At 60.7% G+C, this 2,377-nt stretch carries 1 protein-coding gene and 1 pseudogene; both read left to right on the forward strand.

All coding sequences use genetic code 11. The annotated features are described in order from the left end of the window. Nucleotides 1–173: pseudogene (locus ACZY0B_RS27240) on the forward strand (F420-dependent methylene-tetrahydromethanopterin reductase); the annotation flags it as partial. A gap of 276 nt (nt 174–449) precedes the next feature. Beyond that, nucleotides 450–1,895 carry a carotenoid oxygenase family protein gene (locus ACZY0B_RS27245; RefSeq protein WP_463767336.1) on the forward strand — a complete coding sequence of 482 codons (1,446 nt, stop codon included), beginning with the start codon at nt 450–452 and terminating at the stop codon, nt 1,893–1,895. The last annotated feature ends 482 nt before the right edge of the window (nt 1,896–2,377 follow it).

Genomic DNA, 2,377 nt, shown 5'->3' on the forward strand with positions numbered 1-2,377 from the left:
TGCTGGGCACCACGCTGATCGGGACCGAGCAGATGGTCCGCGAGCGGCTCGCGGTCTGGCGCGACGCCGGCGTCAACGCCGTGCGGCTCTATCCCGCTGGCGACACCCTGGAGGCCAAGCTGGCGACGCTGGGCCGGGCGATCGAGCTGGTAGATCAGACTGGGGACCGCTGACGAATAGGCCAGTCGGGCAAGGGAATGCATTCTCTTGATCGAGGCTTGGGACGCCTGCTGATGCGAGTTGATCAACGATGTCCATCGTATGGCCTTGCCATCTACGACACGAACTTTTGAGGGTCTCGAATATCGTCCGATTTGACACCACTTCCGGTCCAGATGCTTGCGCAAATCAGAGCGGCATACGTCGAACTTGACACGTGTCAAGTCTGGCGGCAGGATGATCGTCCATCGAGCGCAACCAACAGGCCGTTGCGATGTAGGAGGTCTGACATGGCCAACCGCTACCTGCAGGGTCCGTTTGCCCCGATGCATGAGGAATACACCCTGACAGATCTGGAAGTTGTCGGGACCATCCCGGATTATTTGGATGGGCGCTATCTGCGCAATGGTGCCAATCCGATCAGTGAGGTCGATCCGGAGCTTTATCACTGGTTTCTCGGCGACGGCATGGTGCACGGCATCCGCATCCGCGACGGCAAGGCGGAGTGGTACCGCAACCGCTGGGTGCGCAGCCCCGTCACATCGAAGGCTCTCGGCGAGTCGGCACCGCCCGGCCACTTCGGCTTTTTTCCAATAGGCGCTAATACCAACGTAATCGGACACGCTGGCAAGACACTCGCGTTGCTCGAAGGCGGCATCGCCAACTATGAACTCACCGACGAGTTGGACACCGTCGGCGTGTGCGACTTTGCCGGAACGCTCACCGGCGGCTACACCGCACACCCCCATCGAGACCCCAAAACAGGTGAACTGCATGCGGTTTCGTATGGCCCCTACTGCGGCAACAAGGTGCAGTATTCGGTGATCGATGTCGAAGGTCGAGCTCGACGCACCGTCGATGTCACGGTTGGCGGCGGCACGATGATGCACGACTTTTCCCTGACAGAACGCTATGTCGTGTTCTACGACCTGCCGGTCACCTTCGACGCCGCGGTAGGCGCAGCCATGACGATGCCTCGTGGGCTGCGGCCGGTCGCCCGGCTGATGTTGTCGGCGCTGATAGGCCGGGTCGCTATCCCCGATCCCATTGCTGCGTGGCTGCCACAGGCGAGCACCGACCGGCGGATGCCCTACTCGTGGAACCCGAATTACCCGGCCCGCGTTGGCGTGATGCCACGCGAGGGTGGCGATTCGGATGTGCGCTGGTTCGAGGTCGAACCGTGCTACGTGTTTCACCCGATGAATGCCTACGAAGAAGGCGACACCATCGTGCTCGATTTGGTGCGAAACCCAAAGATGTTCGACCGCGATCACACCGGCCCTAACGAAGGGCCGCCCACGTTGGACCGCTGGATCATCGATCTGGCCGACGGGAAGGTGCGCGAATCCCGCTTTGATGATCGTGCCCAAGAGTTTCCACGCATCGACGAGCGCCTGCTTGGAAAGCGGCATCGGTACGGCTACACACCGATGGTGCTAGAGGGCATCGAAGGCGGGGACTCGTTGCTCAAGCATGATTTTGTTCGCGGCAACACTCAGTCGCGTTCCCTCGGCCCACAAAAAGCATTGGGCGAGTTCGTGTTTCATCCTTCATCGCCGGACGCCGCCGAAGACGATGGCGTGCTGATGGGCTATGCGTATGATCGATCTACCAATCGCAGCGAGCTAGCGATCCTGAACGCACAAACCCTCGAGGATGTTGGGTGCATCAAGCTGCCACATCGAGTGCCGGCCGGATTTCATGGCAACTGGGTACCGAGCACAACTAGCGAATGAGCAACGCTAGATGGGGGTATCCCTCCGCTCACGTGACATCGCTGTACAGAAATGTCACGACCCCCGACGGCGGCAATCGCGCGGACGCCCGCACGGGATCTCACACCGAGCCCTCTTCCACGGGGCCGACTGCGATTGACTTTCGAGACTCGCATATGCGGACTATTTCGATCCAGACGTCCGGTCCGCTGGCATCGGCCATCCGATACTCCGCGATCGTGGAACCCCGCGTACCGACTTTGCGGTTCTGGAGCGCTGCGAATCAGTCCTTGCCCGAAACTAGTGCACGTCTATCCTCACCGAGAAGTTGTGATCGGTAGCGACGCCCAGGGCCTGAAATTGCAGCAATAGCCGCGCGGTGGGCGTGGCAATGACGGGGAGCAGCCATGTACCGCACAGTCATTAAGGGAGTCGTAGCAGCTACCTTCGCGCTTAGTTCAGTGGGCTTGGCCGCGGCCACCGCTCAGGCAGAGCCAAACCTC

The sequence above is a fragment of the Mycobacterium sp. IDUB_19 genome (genome assembly GCF_055419445.1).

Coding starts and splice junctions, on each gene's coding strand:
- ACZY0B_RS27245 (WP_463767336.1), top strand. CDS start 450: ATGGCCAACCGCTACCTGCAGGGTCCGTTTGCCCCGATGCATGAGGAA.